20 protein-coding genes and 1 tRNA gene are annotated in these 24284 nt (G+C 34.6%); 14 read left to right on the top strand and 7 right to left on the bottom strand.

What is annotated here, in order from left to right; all coding sequences use genetic code 11:
- The first annotated feature begins 170 nt into the window (after nt 1-170).
- The 11 genes from IEV50_RS07590 to IEV50_RS07540 all read left to right on the top strand — a co-directional run bounded on the left by IEV50_RS07590 (nt 171) and on the right by IEV50_RS07540 (nt 16610).
- A complete protein-coding gene (locus tag IEV50_RS07590) occupies nt 171-1658 on the top strand; it encodes a xylulokinase (protein WP_188412647.1) in 1488 nt (495 codons plus the stop codon).
- 12 nt (nt 1659-1670) lie between these two features.
- A complete protein-coding gene (gene xylA / locus IEV50_RS07585; protein WP_188412645.1) occupies nt 1671-3002 on the top strand; it encodes a xylose isomerase in 1332 nt (443 codons plus the stop codon).
- A 100-nt stretch (nt 3003-3102) separates the two neighbouring features.
- Nucleotides 3103-4131 (top strand): LacI family DNA-binding transcriptional regulator, encoded by a 1029-nt coding sequence (locus tag IEV50_RS07580; protein WP_188412643.1) that lies wholly within the window; start codon nt 3103-3105, stop codon nt 4129-4131.
- A 103-nt stretch (nt 4132-4234) separates the two neighbouring features.
- On the top strand, nt 4235-4423 hold the full coding sequence (locus tag IEV50_RS07575; RefSeq protein ID WP_188412641.1) for a hypothetical protein: 189 nt from the start codon (nt 4235-4237) through the stop codon (nt 4421-4423).
- A gap of 304 nt (nt 4424-4727) precedes the next feature.
- Complete coding sequence (locus tag IEV50_RS07570; protein WP_188412639.1) at nt 4728-5723, top strand: glycoside hydrolase family protein; 996 nt, start codon at nt 4728-4730, stop codon at nt 5721-5723.
- Between the two features lie 244 nt (nt 5724-5967).
- Complete coding sequence (locus tag IEV50_RS07565) at nt 5968-6561, top strand: RNA polymerase sigma factor (protein ID WP_188412637.1); 594 nt, start codon at nt 5968-5970, stop codon at nt 6559-6561.
- Between the two features lie 98 nt (nt 6562-6659).
- Nucleotides 6660-7799, top strand: coding sequence for a FecR family protein (locus tag IEV50_RS07560; protein WP_188412635.1), 1140 nt, complete (start codon nt 6660-6662; stop codon nt 7797-7799).
- A gap of 304 nt (nt 7800-8103) precedes the next feature.
- Nucleotides 8104-11376: a SusC/RagA family TonB-linked outer membrane protein gene (locus IEV50_RS07555; RefSeq protein WP_188412633.1), complete on the top strand. Its 3273-nt coding sequence runs from the start codon at nt 8104-8106 to the stop codon at nt 11374-11376.
- 11 nt (nt 11377-11387) lie between these two features.
- On the top strand, nt 11388-12776 hold the full coding sequence (locus IEV50_RS07550; RefSeq protein ID WP_188412630.1) for a RagB/SusD family nutrient uptake outer membrane protein: 1389 nt from the start codon (nt 11388-11390) through the stop codon (nt 12774-12776).
- 80 nt (nt 12777-12856) lie between these two features.
- Entirely contained in the window at nt 12857-14344 is a 1488-nt protein-coding gene (locus IEV50_RS07545) for a TlpA disulfide reductase family protein (RefSeq protein WP_188412628.1), read from the top strand.
- A gap of 1585 nt (nt 14345-15929) precedes the next feature.
- Complete coding sequence (locus IEV50_RS07540) at nt 15930-16610, top strand: VOC family protein (RefSeq protein WP_188412627.1); 681 nt, start codon at nt 15930-15932, stop codon at nt 16608-16610.
- A gap of 17 nt (nt 16611-16627) precedes the next feature.
- Here the strand turns inward: IEV50_RS07540 and IEV50_RS07535 are convergent, their stop codons facing one another.
- The 4 genes from IEV50_RS07535 to IEV50_RS07520 all read right to left on the bottom strand — a co-directional run bounded on the left by IEV50_RS07535 (nt 16628) and on the right by IEV50_RS07520 (nt 18640).
- A complete protein-coding gene (locus IEV50_RS07535; protein ID WP_188412626.1) occupies nt 16628-16825 on the bottom strand; it encodes a hypothetical protein in 198 nt (65 codons plus the stop codon).
- A gap of 55 nt (nt 16826-16880) precedes the next feature.
- Complete coding sequence (locus IEV50_RS07530; protein WP_188412625.1) at nt 16881-17294, bottom strand: response regulator; 414 nt, start codon at nt 17292-17294, stop codon at nt 16881-16883.
- Nucleotides 17295-17408: 114 nt separating this feature from the next.
- A complete protein-coding gene (locus IEV50_RS07525) occupies nt 17409-18029 on the bottom strand; it encodes a PAS domain-containing protein (RefSeq protein ID WP_188412624.1) in 621 nt (206 codons plus the stop codon).
- 539 nt (nt 18030-18568) lie between these two features.
- Nucleotides 18569-18640: transfer RNA gene (locus IEV50_RS07520), tRNA-Arg, on the bottom strand.
- A gap of 282 nt (nt 18641-18922) precedes the next feature.
- On the opposite strand from IEV50_RS07520, the gene mgtE reads away from it, so the two are divergent.
- On the top strand, nt 18923-20299 hold the full coding sequence (gene mgtE, locus IEV50_RS07515; protein WP_188412623.1) for a magnesium transporter: 1377 nt from the start codon (nt 18923-18925) through the stop codon (nt 20297-20299).
- Between the two features lie 9 nt (nt 20300-20308).
- A complete protein-coding gene (locus IEV50_RS07510; RefSeq protein ID WP_188412622.1) occupies nt 20309-20929 on the top strand; it encodes an HAD hydrolase-like protein in 621 nt (206 codons plus the stop codon).
- A gap of 276 nt (nt 20930-21205) precedes the next feature.
- Here the strand turns inward: IEV50_RS07510 and ychF are convergent, their stop codons facing one another.
- Nucleotides 21206-22300, bottom strand: a complete 1095-nt coding sequence (gene ychF, locus IEV50_RS07505; RefSeq protein WP_188412621.1) for a redox-regulated ATPase YchF — start codon at nt 22298-22300, stop codon at nt 21206-21208.
- 186 nt (nt 22301-22486) lie between these two features.
- On the opposite strand from ychF, the gene IEV50_RS07500 reads away from it, so the two are divergent.
- Complete coding sequence (locus IEV50_RS07500; RefSeq protein ID WP_188412620.1) at nt 22487-22951, top strand: DUF5362 family protein; 465 nt, start codon at nt 22487-22489, stop codon at nt 22949-22951.
- A gap of 5 nt (nt 22952-22956) precedes the next feature.
- Here IEV50_RS07500 and IEV50_RS07495 read toward each other — a convergent pair whose 3' ends face one another.
- Nucleotides 22957-23868 (bottom strand): serine hydrolase, encoded by a 912-nt coding sequence (locus IEV50_RS07495; protein ID WP_188412619.1) that lies wholly within the window; start codon nt 23866-23868, stop codon nt 22957-22959.
- Nucleotides 23869-23950: 82 nt separating this feature from the next.
- Nucleotides 23951-24274 (bottom strand): DUF3276 family protein, encoded by a 324-nt coding sequence (locus IEV50_RS07490; protein WP_188412618.1) that lies wholly within the window; start codon nt 24272-24274, stop codon nt 23951-23953.
- Nucleotides 24275-24284 lie beyond the last annotated feature (10 nt).

The raw sequence follows: 24284 nt of genomic DNA, 5'->3' as shown, positions 1-24284 counted from the left end.
TAATTATATAATTTTCAAAGAATAATGCTTTTTTTTAAAGTACTTATGCCTTTATAGTGCTTTTCTTGATTCTTTATTTTCTCTGTTTTTTATAAAAAAAATTTGGCTTTAATAGTTTTAAAACTATATTTATGCAACCGTTTGCATAACCAAATTAAATTATTATAAAAATGTATTTATTAGGCATAGATATAGGAACATCATCCATCAAAGTTTCAGTTGTTGATTCTGTATTGCAAAAATGCATTGCTACATCCAATTATCCTGAAAAAGAAGCCGAAATAAAGTCTTTACAAACGGGCTGGGCTGAACAATCGCCGCTCGACTGGTGGCAACATACGCAAAAAGCAATTCTTCAGTTGAGGGATGTTTCCGGAGTTAATCTTAAAGAAGTAAAAGCAATAGGAATAGCCTATCAAATGCACGGCTTAGTCATTGTAGATAAAGATCAAAATGTACTAAGAGATAGTATAATTTGGTGCGATAGCAGAGCTGTAGTACTTGGCGAGCAAGCCTTTGATGCTATAGGCCACGAAAAATCTTTAAGTAATTTACTAAATTCTCCAGGTAACTTTACAGCTTCAAAGCTGGCGTGGGTTAAGGCAAACGAACCAGAAATATACGAATGTATAGATAAAATTATGCTGCCGGGTGATTTTATAGCAATGAAACTAACTGGCGAAATTACAACCAGCATTCCGGCACTATCAGAAGGAATATTTTGGGATTTCAGCAAGAATGAATTATCTGAAGAGGTAATGAACCATTATCAATTTGATAAAAAAATTATTCCTGAACTAAGGCAATTATTTTCGGTTCATGGTTATCTAAAGGATGAAATCGCGAAGATTCTTGGATTAACGGCAGGTATTCCAGTGAGTTATAAGTCTGGCGACCAACCAAATAATGCATTATCATTAAACGTTTTAAAACCTGGCGAAGTGGCTGCAACAGCTGGTACATCAGGTGTTATTTATGGGGTTAGCGATGCTTTAACATATGATTCTAATTCAAGGGTAAATACTTTTGCGCATGTAACCTATACCAATGAAACACCGCATACAGGTGTTCTGCTATGTATTAATGGTACTGGTAGCATGTATCGATGGGCAAAAAATAATTTTGCTCCTCAGTTAAGTTATCCTGAATTAAATAAGCTTTCGGCAGCAGCTCCAATAGGAAGCAATGGCTTACGCGTTTTGCCATTTGGTAATGGGGCAGAACGTATGCTGGGAAACAAATATACAGGTGCTCAATTACTCGGTATAAATCTGAATACACACAATCAATCTGATATTTTTAGAGCAGTTCAGGAGGGGATTGCCTTTTCGTTTCGTTATGGATTAGACATTATGAGAGAGAACGGCATGCAGCCAAAAGTGATTCGGGCGGGCAAAGCAAATTTATTTCTTAGTGATGTTTTTGCACAAACATTTGTTGATGTAACTGGCGTTCGTTTAGAATTATATGAAAATGATGGAAGTGTGGGGGCAGCCATTGGCGCAGGAATTGGTGCAGGAATTTATAAAACTGCTAATGATGCATTTTCAGCGCATAAAATCATTACCTACATGGAACCGAAAAATACGCAGGCTTATGAAGTGATTTATCAGGATTGGAAAAAAATATTAATAAAAGAACTAAATAATCAGAAATAAAAACATAATACAATGGCAAAAGTAGTAACAGGAGCAAAAGCATTTTTTAAAGATATAAATCAAATCAAGTTTGAAGGTTTGGAAAGTGATAACCCACTTGCATTCAGGTGGTACGATGCCGATAAAGTTGTGGCAGGAAAAACCATGACAGAACATTTTAAATTTGCGTGTGCTTATTGGCACTCTTTTAATGGCAATGGAGCCGATCCTTTTGGTGGAGCAACCCATGTTTTTCCATGGGATGAAAAGAAAGACGTTGTAGAGAGAGCGAAAGATAAGATGGATGCTGCATTTGAATTTATAACTAAAATGCAAATCCCATATTATTGTTTCCACGATGTAGATGTAGTAGACTATGGTAATGATATTGCCGAAAATGAACGCAGATTACAAACACTCGTTGAGTATGCTAAACAAAAACAAGCAGATAGTGGTGTTAAATTACTTTGGGGAACAGCTAATTTATTTAGTCATAAACGCTACATGAATGGTGCTTCAACCAATCCCGATTTTCACGTTTTGGCGCATGGAGCTGCCCAGGTTAAAGCTGCCCTCGATGCAACAATAGCTTTAGGTGGCGAAAATTATGTTTTTTGGGGTGGTAGAGAGGGTTACATGAGTTTGCTTAATACCAATATGAAACGCGAGCAGGAACATTTAGCTAAATTTTTGCATACTGCTAAAGATTATGCCAGAAAACAAGGTTTTAAAGGCACTTTCTTTATCGAACCTAAGCCTTGTGAACCTTCAAAACATCAGTATGATTATGATGCTGCAACAGTCAAAGGCTTTTTACAACAGTATGATTTACTTGATGATTTTAAATTAAACCTTGAAGTTAACCACGCTACTCTTGCAGGTCATACTTTTCAGCATGAATTACAAGTTGCGGTAGATAATGGTTTATTAGGCTCAATTGATGCAAATCGTGGAGATTACCAGAATGGATGGGATACAGACCAGTTTCCAAATGATATCAATGAATTAACCGAAGCAATGTTAATTATTTTAGAAGGTGGAGGTTTAAAAGGTGGTGGTGTTAATTTTGATGCTAAAATCCGAAGAAACTCTACAGATCCGGCAGATTTATTTTATGCCCATGTTGGAGGAATGGATATTTTTGCAAGGGCATTGATAACGGCAGATGCTATTCTTCAAAAGTCTGACTATAAAAAAATTAGAGCAGAAAGATATGCTTCTTATGATAGTGGTAAAGGGGCAGAGTTTGAAAAGGGTCAACTATCTTTGGAAGATTTAAGAAACTATGCGGCGGAAAACGGAGAGCCTGAAGTAAGAAGTGGAAAACAAGAATATTTAGAAAATGTTATTAACAGATATATTTAGAAGTTTAGCATTGTAAAATGCGTATTGGTAGTTCTTTACAGGTCTTAAGATTTGTAAAGCATTATTAGTTACATAAGTTTTATCAATTTCTGGTTCAGTATTGAAGAAAAAAACAACCATATACGACATTGCCAAAGAACTGGGCATAACGGTTTCAACGGTTTCCAGGGCGCTAAGTGGTTTTCCTGCAATTAGTAAAGCAACCAGACAAGCCGTTGAAGAAGTAGCTGAGCGATTAAACTACAGCCCTAATAAACTTGCATCTGCACTTAAATCAGGTAAATCCTTTATTGTCGGCGTTATCGTTCCTTCCATAGAAGCGCACTTTTTTGCATCCATAATTCATAATATTGAAGAGGGACTAAAAGACAGTGGTTACAGAATTATTTTATTTCAGTCTAAAGAATCAATAGAGAATGAAATAAAAGGTGTTAAAACTCTTCTTGAAGCTCAGGTAGATGGCATAATGGCTTCGATGTCTCTCGAAACTAATGATATTTCTCATTTTGAAGAAATAATTAAGCAAAATAAACCACTGATAATATTTGATCGCGTTAATCAGGAAATTAATGTGCCAACGATAACACTAAATGATTACCAGGCTGGATATATTGCCACCGAACACCTTATAAAACAAGGTTATAAAAATATTGCCTTTATAACAACAATACATCAGATTAAAATTTTTAAAGATCGCCTTGAAGGATATAAAGATGCACTTAAGGCGAATGGTATGATTATACAAGAGCGTAATATTATATTTAGTGACCTTTCTATTAAAGATGGCAGATACGGTGCCGGGCGATTAATGAGAAATAAAGATAAGCCTGATGCGATTATTGCCGGTGATGATTTTACAGCACTTGGCGTGATAAAAAAACTTAACGAAACTGGAGAAACTCCACCAAAAATAGGCGTTATTGGTTTTGCTAATGAGGCTTTTTCTGCATACATTACTCCAAGTCTTTCCACTATTAACCAGTATCCGGCCCAAATTGGAACCTCTTGTGCAGAAATGTTTTTGCAAATGGTTGCAAAGCAAAACCCATACGATGATATTCGTAATATTATTTTAGAACCTACTGTAGTTGAAAGGCAATCAACCAATATTGATGCCTTGAAGCACTAATTTGCTAAATAAAACCTTCAATATTTAAGTTAAATAATTTTTTTAATTTGCTATAAAACTATTCTCAATTAAGCATGTTGCTTCCATATAAAAATAATATTATATGGCTCCTTTAAAAACAGACGAAATCCAAAATGACACGCTAAACAGATTCTCCAAAGAAGAAGAAAATCATCAAAATTTAGAAATGTACCTTCAGGCCTATAAAGTAACAGGGCCGTCTCCGGATAAAATGCAATCTGTTTCCGATTCTTTACGCAAATACACTCACGGACTATACGGTTTGTTGTAGTTTAAAAATAACTTAAATTCTATTCTGGGAATAAATACAAAAAGCAAATTAAGAATTTCTTTCATGTATTTATTCCTTTTTTTTTGATATTTTTTGTAGAGTTGGATATGTATGTTTTCAATTACGGGTTAGTATTTTAAGTGTTTATATAATATCAAAAATTGAAGAAATGATATTAGCTAAATGACTAAATAGAAGATAAATTTGGTATATAGAAAATTTAATTCCTTTTGTCCGTAATTCATGGTGCACAGTGATTTGCGTTTTGAAAGGAATTTTTAACCAAATCTAAACCCTTTTGATTATGAAAAATTATCAATTTACCACTAATTGGTGGTCAGCTAAAATCTACTTTTTAAATATCGGTATATTACTTTCTTTGGGTCTGTTAAATAGCTGCAAAAAAAATGCAGATGTAGAACAGAATATGAATCCAGCTGGTGCTACAGAAACGACAATGGTGGCACAAACAGAATTAACATCAGGTATCGGTAATGGTGTAAACATTCAGCCATCTTATTACAATAATGGCAATCCTAATTTTGGTTGGTCGTTAATGAAGCAGCAAACCAAGATTAAAACAGTACGCCTTGAAATTGAGCCGGATAAAGTAAGTCAGGCGAAAACCTGGATATCACAAGCGAAAAGCAACGGCTACACAGTTATTGCAACCTACCATAAATCTAGCGTGTTAGGTTCTGATAATACCGCTGAACTTACAGCCGCTGCAAATTGGTGGAAAGCTAATTATGCTAATTTGGCCTCCTCTGGTTCTTTTACTGTAAACCTGATGAATGAGTGGGGGAGCCATAACCTTACTGCAAATGGCTTTGCATCTGCTTATAACAATGCAATTTCAATAGTAAGGCAGGTTTACAGTGGACCAATCATCATTGATATTTCGGGCTATGGACAAGAAACAGCTATTGCTGCCGCTGCGGCGAAAGGTTTAAACGGTGGAACGAAGCTTAACGATGGTAATTATATCCTTTCTGCTCACATATATCCGGGCGCTTACAACCAGGCTAAAGGAAGATATATGAATACTTCTGATATAGATGATTTGGCTTCTGCAGGAAAACCTTGCATACTGGGTGAGTTTGGTAACCAGGGTGGTTCTGGTGCAAACTGGTCGGCCATTGTAGATTACGCAAAATCTAAAGGATGGACCATTCTTGGTTGGGCATGGAACGGCGATGGTAATAGTATGAACATGGTTAGTCCATCTTGGGCTTCTAATGGAAGTGCATCATCATTTACACTTAGTTCTTATTTTAGTGTAGTTTACAATAAATTATAAAGTAAATTTAACCTGTATGAGTGTTGGCGCAACATTCGTACAGGTTATTTTTTCCAATGTCTAAAAAAGCGCAAATAAATGTTTATTTGCAAACCTTAAAAGGTAGTATCCACACTATACTTTTAACAAAGTTTAAAACTTAAGTTAATATTTTTTAAATGGTTAATTAAGTCAAATCATTTAATGTTCAATAATCTTAAACTTTTAGGCCATTTTGTATTTATATTCGTATTCTTACAAATCTATGGTGTCCTTTTCGAATTTATCGGATGATGAACTTCTCTTTCTACTTAAAAAGGAAGATAAGTTTGCATTTTCTGAAATATATAATCGCTATTGGGAAAAAATGGCTTCTTATTCGATAAGATTAACAAAATCTGAAGAAGAATCTGCTGATATTGTTCAGGAGATTTTTATTTCCCTTTGGAATAGGAGAAACGAAATTTCCATTAAAGGAACTCTTTGTGCGTATCTTATTAAAAGTACCAAAAACCTTTCACTCCGCTATATAGAAAGGAATGTCCATAATACTCATTTTGTTGAAGAACTGGCTGATTTTATTGCAGACAAGAGCCAGGATATTGAACAAAACATTTCGCTGAAAGATTTACTGCTCGAAATAGATAAAGGTATTGCAAAATTGCCTAAAAAAATGAGGGAAATTTATATTCTTAGTAGAGATGAACAGTTATCTTATAGGGAAATTTCTAAAAAGCTAAATATTTCTGAGCTAACAGTTAAAAAACAAATCAGTAATTCTCTAAAAATTATATCTGAAGCAATAAAAGGAAGGTTTTCTATTGCAGTGAGTGCCTTATTGTTGTATTTTTTTAGATAAAATATTTTTATTTCAATTTATTTCAAATAAATCTACTACCAAAACCATCTTTTTGGAATATCCTATTGTAACACGCTACCAAACCGTATTATGAATCTATGAAAACCGACCAAGCTAAATCGTTATTAAAAAAATACATTGATGAAAATACAAACCCAAAAGAGCAGTATTTAATTGATTCATTTATTGAAGAGCAGTTGTTGTCAAATTCCTGGGATGCTTCAGAAACTGAAAAGCAAGCTTTAGGATTAAAGGTTAAACAGCTTATAGAAAATGAATTATTCGATAATAAAAAAACTGTAAGCCCTAAAGCCAAATCTATAAAATTATGGCAGATTTCTGCAGCTGCAGCAGTTATTGCAGTTTTTATACTTGGTGGCTTGTATTTAGTAAAAATAAAAAATGAATCTTTTGATAATAGATTTGCTAACGATATTAAGCCAGGTGGAAATGAGGCCGTTTTAACTTTAAGCGATGGACGGAAGATTAATCTTGCAACAAGTAAAACAGGTGAATTGGCAAAATTAGATGGAATAAGCATAAAAAAGTCTGCAAGTGGTTTATTGGTTTTTTCGGTTTTGAATGCAGGTAAAAATCCAGATTCTAATAAATATAACACAATCGAAACGCCATTGGGTGGCCAATATCAGGTTGATTTGCCTGATGGAACAAAGGTTTGGTTAAATGCAGGAACAAAATTAAAGTTTCCAAATCATTTTGCTGGTGCTAAAAGGATTATTGAGTTGGGTGGAGAAGCTTATTTTGAAGTGGCAAAAGATAAAAACCATCCTTTTCTTGTAAATAGTGCTACGCAGGAAGTGGAGGTTTTGGGTACCCATTTCAATATTAATAGTTACAGTAATGAACCCGTTGTTAAAACTACCCTATTAGAAGGGGCAGTAAAAGTGAGTAATTCAAATACTGAAAAAATAATTGCACCGGGTGAACAGGCAATTTTAAGCGGTAGTCATTTTGATGTTAGGCAGATAGATCCAATAACTGCTGTAGATTGGAAAAATGGAGAGTTCCGTTTTCAGGATGAGAGCCTTAAAAGTATTCTTCGCAAATTATCAAGGTGGTATGGTGTTAAATTCGTCTTAGAGGAAGGCATTGATAATTTACCAGCTTTCTCCGGTTCTGTATCACGCTTTGATCAGATTTCCGTTGTGCTTAAAATGCTTGAAGAAACTGGGAACATAAAATTTTATATAAACGGTAATATCGTAACCGTAAAATAAATAGGTCTTTTAGGCTAACCACCTAAATAGAAAATAAATATCAACTAAAAAAACCAAACAAATGAAGAAAAAGCTACTCCAACCGCGTTAAGGCAATAGGGTTTAAAAGAAAAAACCATGAATGTGTTACTAGCACATCCATGGAAAAATATCTGAGTTAACCCTTTAAAAACGAATTCTGAAGTCCATTTACGCATTAACCCAAACAAACGAAAATATGAATTTTAATCCTTTTTATCAAGGAAGGTATTTGACGTACCCATCCAAAAAAATCCTGCTCATTATGAAACTCATCGTCATCATCATGACAACTATAATCATGCATGCTAGTGCCAGCAGTTTCGCCCAAAAATTAACTTTTTCAGGAAAAGATGTAACCATCAACAATTTATTTAAGGAAGTTGAAAAGCAAACCAATTATAGAATTTTATATGCTACAAATATTCTTAATGATGGGGCTAAAGTTAGTGTCAATTTTAGAAATGCACCTTTGGCACAAGTATTAAAATATATATTAAAAGATAAATCATTAACCTACACCATTGAACAAAATACAATACTCATTAAAAGAGAAGAATCTTCTTTTTTAGATAAAATCAGTTCTGTATTTACTTCCTCTAGATTTAACGGACGTATTGTTGATGAAAATAAAAATCCACTTGTTGGTGCAACCGTTACGGTAAAGGGAACAAAAAAATATACAATAACTGGCTCCACAGGTGCATTTGTACTTGATCTGGAAGAAAACGACATCTTGGTGATTTCTTACATTGGCTATGAAACAAAAGAGCTGAAAATTAATCAGGGTTTATTGCAAAGCGGTGTTGCAAGCTTGCTGGATATTGGCCTTAATGTTTCAGCTTCATCGTTAGATCAGGTTCAGGTTATTGGCTATGGAAGTACAACCAAACGAAACAATACGGGTGCTGTAAGTTCAATCACGGCAACTGAAATTGGTAAACAAACAATTGAAAATCCATTGTTAGCCCTGCAAGGCAGGATTGCCGGTGTACAAATTACACAAGATAATGGCTTACCGGGCGCAGGCGTAAGAATGAATATCAGGGGCGCTTATACAGGTCTTTCAGGTGCTGGATTTATACCATTATATGTAATTGATGGTGTTCCATTTACACTTTTTAATGGTGCGCAACCTGCTGCTGATAATTTAAATGCAAATGGAGTTAGTGCAGCTAACGGAGCCGTGAGCCCTTTTAGCATGATTGCACCCGAAGATATTGAGCGTATCGATATTTTAAAAGATGCCGATGCCACCGCTATTTATGGTTCACGTGGTTCGAATGGTGTTGTATTAATTACGACAAAGAAAGGTAGTACAGGAAAAACCAGTTACAATTTCAACCTCAACAGTGGTGTTTCAAATGTATCCAACTTCATTCCAATGATGAATACAGAGGAATACCTAGCAACGCGTAAAGCTGCCTTTGCTCGTTCGGGTGTTACACCGACTGCAGCAAATGCTTTAGATTTAACTACTTGGGATCAGAATGCTTATACAAACTGGCAAGATTATTTTATTGGACATACGGCACATACTACAAACTTAACTGGGTCGGTTTCGGGTGGAAATGCTCAAAACTCATTCCTTTTTTCTTCAACTTACCGTAAGCAAGGTACTGTTTATGGAAGTGATTATGGTGCAACGACATTTTCGAGCCGGTTAAATGCAGGGCATAAAAGTGCTGATGGAAAATTCAGTATTGATGGTTCAGTAAATTATGCATACATGAAAAATCTTTTGCCAAATACAGATTTAAGCAGTATTTATGCACTTGCACCAAATTATCCATTATATAATGCAAACGGAACTGTAAACTGGACATCTACAAGCCCGCTTTCTTACGATCCTAAAAGAACCGATGCCCAAACGAGTAATTTATTAACCAACCTTAATCTTTCTTATAAAATTTTACAAAATTTAATGGTAAGGGCAAATTTAGGTTATACCACAACCAGACTAAAACAACAGCAGATAAATCCGGCCAGCTCTCAAAATCCTGCAACGGCACAAGTGAGCACTTTGAGGTATGCAGATAATAATAACGACACCTATATCATTGAACCGCAAGCGGTATATACAGCTAAAATAGGGGCGGGTAATCTGGAAGCTTTAATTGGTACGACTTTTCAAAAAACCAATGCAGCCGGAATTTTATTGAACGGTACGGGATACAATAATGAAGCTTTACTTTATTCGCTAACCGGTGCAGCGGCGGTTACCACATCTGCAAATGCAAATAGCTTTTATAAGTACAATGCTGTTTTTGGACGTCTGAATTATAACTGGAAGGGAAAATACATTGTTGATGGAACCTTTAGAAGAGACGGTTCATCACGTTTCGGTGATAATAATAAGTTTGGAAATTTTGGTGCCGTAGGTGCTTCTTGGATATTCACTGAGGAAAATTTCATGAAAGACTTTACTTTTTTAAGTTTCGGTAAGTTAAGGGCTAGTTATGGCCTTACCGGTAATGATCAGATTTCGAACTATCAATATCTTGGTCTTTATTCTACTTCAGGTACTGCATATAATTACGATGGTGCCACAACAATTATTCCTTCAAATATTCAAAATCCTGATTTGAAATGGGAAACCAATAAAAAACTTGATGTAGCAGTAGAGCTTGGTTTTTTTAAAGACCGGATTTTCTTAAAGGCGGATTATTTTCGTAACCGCGTTTCCGACCTGCTAAATTTTATAACCATTCCATCACAGTCTGGAAGTACCGGGTACACAGCTAATATGGATGCAACTGTTCAAAACAAAGGTTTTGAGTTTGAACTGACAACTATTAATGTGGCTTCCGGAAGCTTCAAGTGGACAACCAATATCAATTTAAGTATCATCAGAAGTAAGCTGCTTAAATTCGATAACCTTGCAAATACCTTTTATGCCAGTACCTACGTGGTTGGGCAACCAACTGACATCAGGCGGTTTTATAAATACACTGGTGTTAACCCTGCTACAGGATTACCAACCTATCAGGATTTGAACGGAGATGGACTTATCAGTTTTGCGAGCGATAGGTATGTAGGTTATTATGGTCATCCATATTTCGGAGGAATGAATAACAGTATTAGTTATAAGAGTTTCTCTTTAGATTTTATGTTCCAGTATAACCATCGTTATGGAATACTAAATTCGACTTTAAGCTCAAGCCCGGCAGGAATTAACTATACTAATCTAAGCACAGCGTTGTTAGATAGGTGGGCGGCACCAGGCGATGTTGCACTTTTTCCTGCCGCGTCTACAGTGAATGATCCATCTTATGGCAATCTTACATCTTCTGATGTGAATTGGGGTGATGCTTCTTACCTTAAGCTTAAAACCGTTAGCATCAATTACAGTTTCCCAAAAGAATTAACAAATAAATTAAAACTATCCAATCTTAGTATTTACGTTCAGGGACAAAACCTGTATACCTGGGCGAAGCAGAAATATACTTACGATCCTGAATCAACAGTTCCTGGCACTGGACCTGGACTTGGAACGGGTCAGTATATTGCTGCTCCTCAGTTACGTACAATTGTATTTGGTTTAAACTGTTCATTTTAATTAAGAGAATTATGAAAATTATTTATATGTTTTTCAAAAAGGCTATCATCCTTGCCTTGGTTGCCGTTACTTTATCTTCATGCAAAAAATTTGTGGAGGCCGATTTGGCAACAAACCTTATTTCCAGAGAAGATGCCTTTGCCAACGATGCTTCGGCTACGAGTGCCACTTTGACGTTATATTCTTACTTTTTAACGGTCAATTCCCTACAATATGTAAGCTGGCTTGGCGGACTTTCTGCTGATGAGCTGCAAAATACCACATCCAATGCTGATTTAATTCTGTTCGCTCAGAATGTACTGCCATCAAACGTTTCAATTTCATCATCCTATCTTTGGGATTATCCCTATCAGGTTATCAGGCAAAGTAACCTAATTATTGATGGTGTAAATAAGTCAGCTGGTATTTCTGCTGCTGTGAAAAGCCAATTAACAGGTGAAGCTAAATTTTTCAGGGCAATGATGTATTTCAATATGGTAAATTATTTTGGTGGCGTACCGATTAGTTTAGACCCAACAGAGCTAAACAATGCCCGTAATCCAAGAGCAAGTATTACCGAAACTTACACACAAATACTAACAGATTTAAAGGATGCGCAAAATCTTTTGCCAACAAGTTATGTTGGTACAGCGGCTTTAAAAGTGAGGGCAAATAAATGGGCAGCAACTGCATTATTGGCAAAGGTTTACTTGTACAATAAAGATTATGTAAATGCAGAAGTAGAAGCTACAAAAATAATTGGTTCTGGTACTTACACTATGGCAACCACTGCCAATACTTTCATCAATACCAGTCCAGAAACAATTTTACAATTATCTACCCTTTTTGGTGCATCAGCTTTTTCTACGTATCGTACTACTAGCTCTGCTAACAATGTTTCGCCTCCTAACTACGTTTTGTACAATAACTTTACAAAAGATTTTGAGTTAAATGACAACCGAAAAACAACATGGATTGATTCTACAACTTTTAATGCAATAAAATACTATAGAATTAACAAGTATAAAGTTCAAACGGCTACCGCAGCAACATTAGGGAATGAATATACCGTTTTGTTTCGCTTAGCAGAAGTATATATGATCCGTGCAGAAGCAAGAACACAGCAAGCTAATATTTCTGGCGCACAAAGTGATTTAAATATAATCCGTACCAGAGCAGGATTGGTAAACACAACTGCTTCAACTCAAGCAACACTTTTAACCGCAATTGCTAAAGAAAGAAAATTAGAATTTTTTGGTGAATTTGGTAACAGATGGTTCGATTTAAAAAGAACAGGTACTGCAGATGCTGTTCTGGGACCATTAAAATCGACCTACAAAACAACTGCTCAATTGTATCCAATACCTTTAAGCCAGATAAATTTAAATTCTAATTTAACTCAAAATCCGGGTTATAATTAATGAATAATATTCAGGTTGCCAGGCCAATTAAGCTATGGCAGCCTATACTTGACTCATCGATACTAAATATGAAAATCAATATGAAATTTTTAAAACCACTTTGCGCTTTACTTTTGCTTACGGCCATGGTAAATGTTGCACAGGCACAGAATAAATCAACAGCCGACACAACAATTAAATACCTTAACCGATTGGTTGCATCAAAAGATTCATCTGACAAGCAATTGCTGAGGTCTAAACTAGCTGAACTATCAAAAGGGAATACAGAAAAATCGGTATTAATGGCTGCAAACTATTATTACCAGTCGGGCGATTTAAAGCGGTCTGAACAACTTTACAAAGATGTTATAGTCCGTTTTCCATTAGGTGTGGAAGCAAGAAGAGAAGCATCTAAGGACTTTTACGAAATGAAAACAGCTGCTGAAGCAGAAGCTGCTTATAAAGCATGGATTAAAAAATTCCCACCAGAAAAATATGAAAATAAAGATGTTTCTGACCGTTTGGATTATGATTACGTACGGTCTATAATAGCAAACAAATATGCTGCTGAAAAGAATGTTGCTAAAGCAAATGCCTATGCAAAAATGCTTGAAGTAGATTTTTGGAAAGGTAATGCATACTCTGGCCTTACAACCGCTTTTCATAAAAATGGTGATTTGGCTAACGCAGAAATTTATGCTAAAATGGCAATGGATAATGCATTTTCTTACCTAGATGGTAAAAAAGGAAATGAAAACTGGGCTAAATTTTCAGCATCAGGCTATCCTGGTTTAGCCAGTACTTATGCTAACATTCTTTACGATCGTAAAAAGTACAACGAGGCATTAGAATATTCTGAAATGGCTTATAAAAAAAGTACAAGCTTAAATCCTAAATTAAATTATCGTTACGCACAAATTTTAATGGGCTTAAAAAAAGACCAGGAAGCTTACGATAAACTTGAGGAAGTTGTTAAAGCGGGCAAAGCTGATGCTGCAATGGCAGCTGATTTTAAAAAGCTATATGTTAAGGTTAAAGGAAACGATGTCGGGTTTGATGAATATGCATTAGCGATAAGGAAAAGTTATCTTGAGGCATTGAGCAAGAAATTAACAAAGGATATGATTAAAGAACCAGCTGCAGGGTTTACCTTAACCGATTTAGATGGTAAACAGGTTTCCTTAGTGGATTATAAAGACAAAATAGTAATTTTAGATTTTTGGGCAACTTGGTGCGGTCCATGCAAAGCTTCTTTTCCGGCGATGCAAATGGCAGTAGATAAGTATAAGAATGATGAGGATGTTAAATTCTTATTTATTCATACCTGGGAAAGAGAGGCTAATCCAACAGAAGATGCCAGTGCATTTATTAAAAATATGAAGTACAGTTTTGAGGTTTTAATGGATATAAAAGATGCACAAACTAAAAAAAATAAAGTTGTTAGCAGTTATAATGTAGTTGGTATCCCGGCCAAATTTATAATTGACGGATCAGGAAACATAAGATTTAAATTAACAGGCTTTGATGGAAGTAATGAAGCTGCTGTAGATGAAATTTCAATGATGATTGATATGGTAAAAACGAAGTAAATTAAAGTTTTTTTATTTGGTAGCTTTAAAATTAACGATGATAATATTGAAATTTATTGCCGGTGATTAAATAATTTTAAATACTTTATCATGTTAACTAACCGGACTTTTAAACTTAAAAGTCCGGTTTTATTATTATTGACGTTTATAAATAAAATTTCTAAAAATCTATTATAAACAGTATCCAGATAAAATAAAAAAGAACGAGAGATACAGCTTAAAAACTGATTTTTTTAGTGAGGTTATCCTAAGAAACCAACGAAATTTTTTTGAAGATGTAAGGCGAATTGCAGACTTCAGAATAGGTAATCTATGAAGCCAATTCTGTCCAATGGATAATGAACGCCTATTCGGCTTTAGACCTTATCAAGTTAATTCCTCTGCTCCACTTCTTATATATTTCAATAGGTTTGATATATTTAGGAATATCAAATTCCCAAGGGATTAAAACCTCAATGTCGTTTCTGCCTGAAAGTTCAGGTACCAAAGGCCGGATAAAGTCCTGAGCTTTATATTTATTAGATTGGTGCACAGGATTAGTATATCAAATCTCAAATGCCTGCATATGCCAGTTCATCAAGTTTGAGCTTACATCATAAACTAATATTTCTCTTTTCCTTAAGAATTCTGTGATTGCCGTTTTCCTGAGGCTCGACAATTTATTCAGTATCGCCCTTCTTTATTTCAAATTTTTTCTCCTGAATCTATATAATTTTAATGAATTAATGCTTGTACAACATTATTAAGCAGGTAAAAGTTTTGAGCCTTATGCTGCCTTTTTATAAAGTGATTTTATTATTCACCTTTTTACTGTACGTAGTTAATCGATGCTGAAGTAATCTGTAATCTTTTGTTAAATTCAAATGTATTGTGCCATAAATTGGAGTATAGTCTGAGAATATCTAATGCAACTTTTAGCGGTCTGAGTTTGGTTTAAGCTTGAAAGCAGAAGTGCAATGAAATGCTTTTTAAGAAATTATTAGTTGAAAGTAGTAGCGTTGTAAAAGTAGTTTTTTATATATAAATTACGGGTAAAAAATATTACTTTGTTTTGAATTTCAATATGTTAAGGTATGGCAAGATATTTAAATATAATGCGTTAAGGGGCAAAGGAAAAATTATGGATTCAAATCTTCAGGACATTGATTTTGAAATGCCCAAAAACTCCTTGTTTTTAAGGATAGGAGATCAGGTAAGATTTCGGATAGAAGCAGGCAGTTGCGGGTTGAAAGCTGTAAGCGTAAAAAAAAACCTTTCACGTATCCCAATCAAAATAATATCACATTATGCCGATGATTTCTTAATTAGCATTTTGGCTTTTTTGTGTGAGATCTCAATATTCTATGATACATGATCTGACGGCAATCGTTGAAATCCTTCTTAAATGGCCAGATGACAAAGTGGTTATAAGTAAAGGACGAGATATGGTAGCAAGCCATACCAAAAATGAATTGAGGTGTTGTGGATGATGAGTTTTTAATTTCAAATCATCAATCGATTGAACGCTGAAATAAAGCAGCCAGTCAGACCAAATTGAGAAGTTGGCGGTCATTGTAAAAAACCGACACCGAAAACAAAATGAATAATGAAACAAAATTTGACACGTATTGCATTAGTTGTTGACGATTATGACAAGGCAATTGCATTTTACACACAAAAATTACAATTCACTTTAATTGAGGACACCGTTTTATCAGATACAAAACGCTGGGTTTTAGTTCGACCAAAAGGTGCAAATGAGTGTTCTTTATTATTAGCAAAAGGCGCTAATGACGAACAAAAAAGTAGAATTGGAAATCAAACTGGTGGACGAGTTTTTCTGTTTTTACATACCGACAATTTCAAAAGGGATTATCAAAACCTAATTGACAACAAAATTAAAATTATAAGAGAACCAAGTTTTGAAGACTATGGAATAGTTGCTGTTTTTGAAGATTTGTATGGTAATCAGTGGGACTTAATTGAACCAAAAAAAGTAGAGCAACAATTTTATTCAACAGGAATTTTAAAAATAAAAGACCCGACTAAAACCGACTTTGTAATTTCACAAATTAAAACTTTAAGAAACCAGACATTATTGGAAAATGGAAATATTTCATTTGACATTAAACAATTAAAAGACGACCCGACAACAATAATTATTTGGGAATGTTTCAGAAACGAACAATCATTTAACGAACATTTAAATTCAAAACATCTTCAAGAATTTATTAAACTTGACTTGGTAGAACTTGAAAATGGATACTTAACCAACAATATTGAATAAACAACGAACCGCCAACATCAGTTTGGCAAAATGGCGGGTTTAGTGCCAAATTCAACAGTTGTTCTTCGGTTCAACTTTTGTGCAAAATTGAAGTTTTCTGCTTCGATTTCCGCCACTTCGCCAAGCTGAAAACCGATAAAAGATAACTTAGGCTTATAGAATGGAATATCGTTATTGGTACGCTGCTTATGAATTGAAAAAATGGGACAATGCATAGTAATAAAGGCTTGAAACACTGGTTTTAACAGGCATATTATTAGTCCTTATCGCTTACCTACCATTACTTATAAAGAAATCCTTAAAGTTAATATTGTTTTGGAGTTTGCGAATTTGCTCCTGCTTTAATGGCTTCTCCAAATAGGCGTTTACAAATTTGACTGACATTGCACGTTCTTTATCGCTTTTTTCGATTGAGGAGGTAACCATAATCACTTTAATATCAGCGCTGTTGGGGTAATTCTCCAAGGCTTCAAGAAACCGCCATCCATTCATTACTGGCATGTTGATATCTAAGAAAATAAGATATTTCACGGCACTATTCTGATAGGATTCAATATATGCTAATGCATGCTGGGCTTTATTAAAAGTTTTAAGTTCATTAGCGAATCCACAGTCTTGCAAGATGGTTTCGTGCAAGAAAAGAGCAATATCATCGTCATCTATAATCAGGGTTTCGTAATTCATCTTTTGCAAGTAGTATTAAAATCAAATATGGTAGAAAGACTAGACTTTTAACTTTATAACAAATTTTAATTTCACTTGTTTTACTAAAAATAGGATACCTAATTTTATCTAATCCTATTGTTTCTGGTGGTTAATATCACCAACAATATCTCTAATCACTTGATCGAGATTGAGGGCACTCTCCAGGATCATATTACATATTGACAAAAGTTTTTTGTTATTAGTCTGTTTCTCCAGGATTGCAGCAAGGGCAAGAATATTGGTAAGTGGTGCCCTGATTAAATGGGACTGCTGAAAAGCAACCTTATTTAAAAGATTTGACTTTTCCTGGATTTGATCCATTGCGCCATTCAAACGAATCTTGTCCCCAATAAACTCAGTTATGTTATAACCCAGGCAGAAAATTCCAACCGGATTGTTTTCTTCATCCAAGATCGCACAATACTCCCATTGGGTATAAATATATCCGCCTTTTCCATCATGCTTGCGGATAGTGGCGGGAAAAAGCAAACCTGGATTGGCGAAGCATTTTTCAGAAACTTCCCGGCAGATGTCCCGGTCATCTTCATGCATAGTAATGTGATAGGGCTGACCCTGGAGTTCTCTATGTATGTAAGCAAACTGATTAGCATAATGCTTATTCACATAGGAATAGTTTCCATCCATACCAGCGGTAATAATGTAAAAGTAATTGGATTTATCAAGCAGTTTTTTGGTGTCTTCCAGGTAATTCATTGATAGGGTAGAAGGTTATTAATTTTATTTATTGTTTACTTAAGCAAATCAAATTTAAAATATTAATGTTGATTAATTTAAAAAATTCGAATTATTGATTCGAACTTAGAAAGGTCTGTAAAATTACCTTCATGTTAATCTCTGATCTACATATGTCAATGATTAATGAGATTAGTATAATAGCAAACTCGAAAAGTTTAAAATTTAGTAAAACCCAATTTTGGGTATATATGAGGAAAAGTTGTATTGTCTTAAAAAAAATTAAACTATTTTAATAAAAATAAGAAGATGTAAACAACATAATTAAAAAAATTATTTAACACCCTTTTAAATATCGATAAGGCATATTTTGAGAACGAAATAGACGTAAAAAGCGAAATTATATTTGCTATTTTAACTGAAAAATTAGTCTATCATGAGAATGGTTATCGAAAACCCAGATTGAACGAAGAGGTGGAGCTAATATGTATGATTAACATCGAGTTGTGGGAAATAAAAAAAACGAGACAAACAGCTTAAAACTGGTTTGTCTCGTGAAGTGCTCCCGACGAGATTCGAACTCATATCGATGGTACCGGAAACCATAATTCTATCCATTGAACTACGGGAGCATAAAGTTGCAAATATAGAAAATCAAAATGTTACTTTCTTCTTATATAGAAGTTAAAATCAGCATAATTTGAGGTTTATTAAAACAACATGTTCGTTTGTCTGTTGATTTTGCATATCGCAGAAATAATGAATTCCAAATATTAAGATAAAAGAATTTGCTGTATTTACTTTACCATAAATTAACTTCCTGTTGATGGCAAAATTGGCTTTTTAAAAAATAAAAATGCACCTTTGCGAACCATTTATAAAGGTTTAAGCATGTAATAAAAATTTAGTTGTTTATGGAAGAATTGGTTGTAGAAGAGGTTCAGGAACTGCTTGAAAAAGAGAATGATAAAGCGTTAAAACAATATTTGGATGCGCTGAATATTTCTGATGTAGAAGAACTGATTGATGAACTTCCGCAATATGCAGCTAAATTTATCGAAACAATTTCGTTAAACCGGGCAGTAAACGTATTTAGGATTCTCGATTTTCCGACTCAAGAGCGTATTATCAAAAAACTATCGGGCAATAAGCTTAATCAAATTATAAAAGATTTACCACCTGATGATCGTACCGCTCTTTTTAGTGAATTAAAAGGTGATGTAGTTAAAAAAATGATTACGCTTCTTCCTCCAGATGAACGTAAGGAATCCTTAGCGCTTTTAGGTTATAAAGAAGATAGTATTGGTCGTTTAATGACCCCTGATTATATTGCCGTAAAGCCTGAATGGTCTATTTCAAGAGTGCTTTCGCATATCAGGCGCTACGGTAAAAATTCAGAAACCATTGATGTAGTTTATGTTATTGATAAAGATGGTATTCTGCTTGATGACATCAGAATTAGGGAGGTTTTGTTGGCTGACCCTGATGCAATTATTGGCGAGCTAACTGATAAAAGGTTTATCGCTTTAAAGGCAAACGACCCGCAGGAAGATGCCATTAATATTTTCAGAATGAATAACCGCGTGGCTTTGCCTGTTGTTGATGAAAATAATATTCTTTTGGGTATTGTAACTGTTGATGATATCTTGTGGATTGCAAACGAGGAATACACAGAAGATATGCACAAAATTGGTGGTACCGCAGCATTAGATGAGCCCTATCTTGATACTTCCATATTTAATTTAGTTAGAAAGCGTGTGGGTTGGTTGGCAATTTTAATGCTTGGCGAAATGCTTACTGCAACCGCAATGGGCTTTTTCGAAGGACAAATTCATAAAGCAACAGTGTTGGCCTTATTCATTCCATTAATTATTTCTTGTGGTGGAAATAGTGGTTCTCAGGCATCCACACTAATTATCCAGGCAATGGCTTTAGGCGAAGTAACCATAAAAGATTGGTGGCGAGTAATGAATAGAGAAATTAGCTCGGGTTTTTTATTGGGTTTTTCTTTGGGGGTTATAGGCTTTTTAAGAATTTTTTTCTGGCACCTGGCCTGGCCAAACACTTATGGAGAACATTGGCTTTTAATTGCTTTTACCATAAGCGTCTCACTAGTTTTTGTGGTGCTTTGGGGTTCATTAAGCGGCTCAATGCTTCCAATTTTGCTTAAAAGACTTGGTGCCGACCCAGCAACATCATCAGCGCCTTTTGTAGCAACCCTTGTTGATGTTACCGGATTAATTATATATTTCAGTTTTGCAGTTTTATTTTTAAAAGGCGTATTGCTCTAAATCAATTTTATGGAAAATCAAGCAAAAATCACAACACTTTTTACCGATATCGGTGGCGTACTCTTAACCAATGGCTGGGATAGAAAGGCTAGGGGTGAAGCTGCGGTGCTTTTCAATTTAGATTCTGCAGAAGTTGAAGAAAGGCATCACCTGACTTTTGATACTTACGAAGTAGGTAAAATCACTTTGGATGAGTATTTAGAAAGATTGGTTTTTTACGAAGAACGTTCGTTTTCTTACGATGATTTTAAGGAATTCATGTTCAAAAAATCGCTGCCATATAATGATATGATTGCATTAATTTGCGATTTAAAGAAGAAGTATAATTTAAAAGTTGCAGTAATAAGCAATGAGGGAAGAGAACTTAATCAATATCGAATTAATACTTTCAAGCTAAATGAGTTTGTTGATTTCTTTGTTTCATCAAGTTTTGTTCATTTCCGCAAGCCAGACGCCGATATTTTTAAAGTCGCGATAGATATTTCGCAAAGTGATGTTGCAACGAGTTTGTATATAGATGATAGAATGCTTTTTGTGCAGGTTGCAGAAGGTTTGGGTTTACAAGGTATTCATCATACAAGTTACGAAGACACTAAAGCGCAATTAGCAGGCTTTGGATTGGAGGTTTAAATTTATCGAAAAAGCTAAATTATTTGTGTTAATTTTTTTTGGAAAGCAACGTTAGTATTTCTATTAAAGATTCTTCCCGCTTTCTGTTTCAATTCCCTATGAAAAATCGGGAGATTTCCACTTCAATCAGGTTTAAAAAGCTAATTAATGCTATTATTTTAGTTTTGGTGCGTTAGACTTCATCTTAAGAAAAAATAACTATAAAAACAAAAGCTGCCTTTTTTGGGCAGCTCTTCTTATTCTTTATGATTTTATAAGCCTCTAGGGGTTTGGGGTTTAAACATTAAATCTAAAATGCATAATATCTCCATCTTCTACGATATAAGTTTTTCCTTCAACACCTAATTTTCCTGCTTCTTTACAAGCATTTTCAGAGCCTAAGGTTACAAAATCGGTGTATTTAATAACTTCGGCACGGATAAAACCTTTTTCAAAATCTGTATGAATTACTCCAGCTGCCTGTGGTGCTGTAAAACCTTTAGTAATTGTCCATGCCCTAACTTCTTGTACACCCGCGGTAAAATAGGTGTAAAGGTTTAATAATTTATAAGCAGTTCTAATCAGCTTGTTTACACCTGATTCTGTTAAACCCAAATCTGCTAAAAATTCTTCACGTTCATCATAACTATCCAATTCTGCAATTTCTGATTCGATTTTTGCAGAGATTACTAAAACTTCTGCTTTTTCATCAGCAACATTTGCTTTAACCAAATCAACGTATTTATTACCTGTAATAACCGAAGCCTCATCAACATTACAAACGTACATTACAGGCTTTTGCGTTAATAAACCTAAATCCTCAATGAAATCAAAATCTTCTTGAGTTAATGTAGCCGTACGAATAGATTTACCACTTTCTAAATGAGCTTTTACAACAGTTAAAATGTCAAAAGTGCGTTTTGCATCTTTATCGGTTTTAGCCATTTTCTCCACTTTTTGAATACGCTTATCAACAGTATCCAGATCTTTAAGTTGTAGTTCTGTATCAATAATTTCTCTATCACGAATCGGGTCAACAGAGCCATCAACATGAATTACATTACCGTCATCAAAACAACGTAAAACATGAATAATTGCATTTGTAGCACGGATATTTCCTAAAAACTGATTACCTAAGCCTTCACCTTTGGATGCACCTTTAACCAAACCAGCAATATCAACTATCTCAATTGTATTTGGCTGAACTTTATTCGGTTTCACCAATTCTGCAAGTTTTGTTAATCTTTCATCGGGCACAGTAATTACGCCAACATTGGGCTCAATTGTACAGAACGGAAAGTTTGCCGCTTGCGCTTTTGCGTTCGATAAACAGTTAAAAAGTGTCGATTTACCCACATTTGGTAAGCCAACAATACCACATTGTAATGCCATTTATATTATATTGATTTACGATTATATTGATTTACGTTTTTGGTTGTTCGTTTTTGGTTTTTAGTTAAACCTAGCTCTTCACTTTCACCTTTTTCAGGCGGCAAAGATAAGCTTTTAAACCTTTATTTTAAGTCAGCAATTTGTTGCTAATGGATATTTTATCTAAGTTTATCCAAAATTATAAAAATGAGCATAGAAGATTTAGAGCAAACGCCTCAGGAAATAAAATTAATAGTAACTGAAGAAATGAGAAGCTATATTTATGAAATTTCTAAATGGGCTAGATTTTTATCCGTTATTGGATTTATTTTATCTGCTTTTTTGATCATCGGTTCTTTTGGAATTGGAGCTGCGATAACTGCAAACCCTTCAGTTCTTGCACAACTAGGTCCTTTTGCAGGTGCTGGTGCAATAGGGGTAACGCTTATTTATTTAGTATTGGCATTAATGTATTTTTATCCGAGTTTATTGCTTTTCAAATTTTCAAATAAAGGAAAACAAGGTGTTTTATTTGGCGACCAGGAAAGCTTAAATGATGCTATGATGAACATGAAATCATTATTTAAATTCTGGGGTATTTTTACAATTGTTATAATGGTTTGTTACTTCCTTTTTATATTGCTTTTTGCAGCAAGCATGGCCAAAGCTTAAGTTATTTAAAAGTATTTCTGCATGCCTTCTGGTTGTTTCCAGCCAAAATTTGGCTCATAATAATTCCATAAAAGATTGCTGAGTTTTCTAATTATTGTCCATCCTTCGTTGCCATAATTCCACGAAGTATCTTTCTGGTTTTTTGTAGTAATACAGAAAACGTAATCGCCATGTGGTGCATTTACCAATAAAACTTCCGATCGAGCAGCATCCACGGCACCAGATTTTGATGCTACCTGTACAGTTGGGGGAATTTGAGAAAGTGCTTCGCTATCCCAATAAATGCGAATTAAATTTCTATAAATCCTTTCAGATGCAGCAGGACTTATCATTTTACCATTTCTAATTAACATTAGTAATGTTGCCATCTCTTTAGGTGTTGTTTGGCCCCAACCGTATTTTTTTTGATTTAGGCTTCTTCCCGGCGTTCGAGAATTAACTCTGGTATCTTTTAATCCGTTGTTAGCCATAACTTCATTTATCGCATTTCCTGTTCCTGCTAAAAGCTGCAACCATAAACTCGCTGTATTGTCGCTTGTGGTAATCATTAGCATTAAAACCTTGCTCAAGGCAATTTTCTCGCTATCTTTAAACGAACCTAAAATATCTTCGCCAGCATATAATAAACTATCGCAATACATTAAATCGCTGTGATAATTTAGTTCTCCTTTCTCTATTTTATTAAAGATTCCACAAGTTATCGGTACTTTTATCATACTTGCTGTCGGGAAAATTGTATCGGCATTTATTGATGCTGATCTACCGGTCTTCAAACTTTTAACATAAATCCCAACATCTCCATTAAAGCCTTTGACTAATTCATCTAATTTTGATTGTAGCTTCTTGTCAATCTTTTCCTGTCCGTATGAAGATAGAATAATGAAAAGTAGTAGGAGTGAAGAGATGATTTTTTTCATAATGATGTACTTTTGAGTTGATTTTAAACATAAAAAAAGTCTCGATGAAAATCGAGACTTCAAGTATTGAAATTATATTTACTTAAAAAGAAAAATCGTCGCTTGCTTTTGCGCTATGTTCTCCGTTTTCAGAGTATTCGTAGCGCTTCTCTATAACATCCTGGTGTGTTTTAATGTATTCAACAGTTTCTGTAAGGCCTTCTGCAAATTTTTCAAAGTCCTCTTTATATAAAAAGATTTTATGTTTTACAAACACACCGTCTTCTAATCTTTTCTTGCTCTCGGTAACTGTTAAGTAATAATCACCTGAACGAGTAGCCTTCACGTCGAAAAAATAAGTTCTCTTACCTGCTCTTACTTTCTTTGAAAAAACTTCTTCTCTCTCTTTATTGTCGAATTCTCCCATGGTTGGTATT

Origin of the sequence: Pedobacter mendelii (assembly GCF_014635725.1) — a bacterium.
Classification (GTDB): domain Bacteria; phylum Bacteroidota; class Bacteroidia; order Sphingobacteriales; family Sphingobacteriaceae; genus Pedobacter; species Pedobacter mendelii.
This window is presented reverse-complemented; position numbering and strand designations above follow the sequence as displayed.

Excerpts from the sequence above, each read along its gene's own strand:
- IEV50_RS07575 (WP_188412641.1), top strand. The coding sequence starts at position 4,235 with ATGGCTCCTTTAAAAACAGACGAAATCCAAAATGACACGCTAAACAGA.
- IEV50_RS07560 (WP_188412635.1), top strand. The coding sequence starts at position 6,660 with ATGAAAACCGACCAAGCTAAATCGTTATTAAAAAAATACATTGATGAA.
- IEV50_RS07495 (WP_188412619.1), bottom strand. The coding sequence starts at position 23,868 with ATGAAAAAAATCATCTCTTCACTCCTACTACTTTTCATTATTCTATCT.
- IEV50_RS07570 (WP_188412639.1), top strand. The coding sequence starts at position 4,728 with ATGAAAAATTATCAATTTACCACTAATTGGTGGTCAGCTAAAATCTAC.
- IEV50_RS07490 (WP_188412618.1), bottom strand. The coding sequence starts at position 24,274 with ATGGGAGAATTCGACAATAAAGAGAGAGAAGAAGTTTTTTCAAAGAAA.
- IEV50_RS07555 (WP_188412633.1), top strand. The coding sequence starts at position 8,104 with ATGACAACTATAATCATGCATGCTAGTGCCAGCAGTTTCGCCCAAAAA.
- IEV50_RS07565 (WP_188412637.1), top strand. The coding sequence starts at position 5,968 with ATGGTGTCCTTTTCGAATTTATCGGATGATGAACTTCTCTTTCTACTT.
- IEV50_RS07530 (WP_188412625.1), bottom strand. The coding sequence starts at position 17,294 with ATGAATTACGAAACCCTGATTATAGATGACGATGATATTGCTCTTTTC.
- IEV50_RS07590 (WP_188412647.1), top strand. The coding sequence starts at position 171 with ATGTATTTATTAGGCATAGATATAGGAACATCATCCATCAAAGTTTCA.
- IEV50_RS07545 (WP_188412628.1), top strand. The coding sequence starts at position 12,857 with ATGAAATTTTTAAAACCACTTTGCGCTTTACTTTTGCTTACGGCCATG.
- xylA (WP_188412645.1), top strand. The coding sequence starts at position 1,671 with ATGGCAAAAGTAGTAACAGGAGCAAAAGCATTTTTTAAAGATATAAAT.
- IEV50_RS07510 (WP_188412622.1), top strand. The coding sequence starts at position 20,309 with ATGGAAAATCAAGCAAAAATCACAACACTTTTTACCGATATCGGTGGC.
- IEV50_RS07550 (WP_188412630.1), top strand. The coding sequence starts at position 11,388 with ATGAAAATTATTTATATGTTTTTCAAAAAGGCTATCATCCTTGCCTTG.
- IEV50_RS07500 (WP_188412620.1), top strand. The coding sequence starts at position 22,487 with ATGAGCATAGAAGATTTAGAGCAAACGCCTCAGGAAATAAAATTAATA.
- IEV50_RS07540 (WP_188412627.1), top strand. The coding sequence starts at position 15,930 with ATGAAACAAAATTTGACACGTATTGCATTAGTTGTTGACGATTATGAC.
- IEV50_RS07535 (WP_188412626.1), bottom strand. The coding sequence starts at position 16,825 with ATGCATTGTCCCATTTTTTCAATTCATAAGCAGCGTACCAATAACGAT.
- mgtE (WP_188412623.1), top strand. The coding sequence starts at position 18,923 with ATGGAAGAATTGGTTGTAGAAGAGGTTCAGGAACTGCTTGAAAAAGAG.
- ychF (WP_188412621.1), bottom strand. The coding sequence starts at position 22,300 with ATGGCATTACAATGTGGTATTGTTGGCTTACCAAATGTGGGTAAATCG.
- IEV50_RS07525 (WP_188412624.1), bottom strand. The coding sequence starts at position 18,029 with ATGAATTACCTGGAAGACACCAAAAAACTGCTTGATAAATCCAATTAC.